This is a genomic window from Phormidium sp. CCY1219, from assembly GCF_035615515.1.
Lineage (GTDB): Bacteria > Cyanobacteriota > Cyanobacteriia > Cyanobacteriales > Laspinemataceae > CCY1219.
This window is the reverse complement of sequence record NZ_JAJENT010000927.1, coordinates 1-311: the sequence shown is the minus strand read 5'-3', so window position 1 is coordinate 311 and position 311 is coordinate 1. Positions and strand designations below refer to the sequence as shown.

Annotated in this window: 1 pseudogene; it reads left to right on the top strand. The window is 48.2% G+C overall.

Annotated features, from left to right (window positions below):
* Nucleotides 1–66: 66 nt before the first annotated feature.
* Nucleotides 67–311: pseudogene (locus tag LKK83_RS30365) on the top strand (RNA-guided endonuclease TnpB family protein); the annotation flags it as partial.

The window sequence follows — 311 nt, the reverse complement described above, 5'->3', positions numbered from 1 at the left end:
TCGCTCGTACAGCTAAAACAAGAACGTCCCTGGTATGGAGAAATCCAATCCCAGGTACTGCAAGACATGGTGAAGCGAGTAAAGCAAGCCTTCGATCGTTTCATCAAAGGAGACAAGAACGGCAAGCGTAGCGGTAAACCCCGTTTCAAGGGAAAGAACCGTTATCGCACCTTCACTTATCCTCAAGCGAGTCTTAACTGGGTTAATGGAAATCGTGTCAAGTTACCCAAAATCGGCTGGGTTCGGTTTGTTCGTCATCGTCTTCTGCCAGATGGTTTCTCGGTCAAAACGGTGTCGATTTCGCGGAAAGC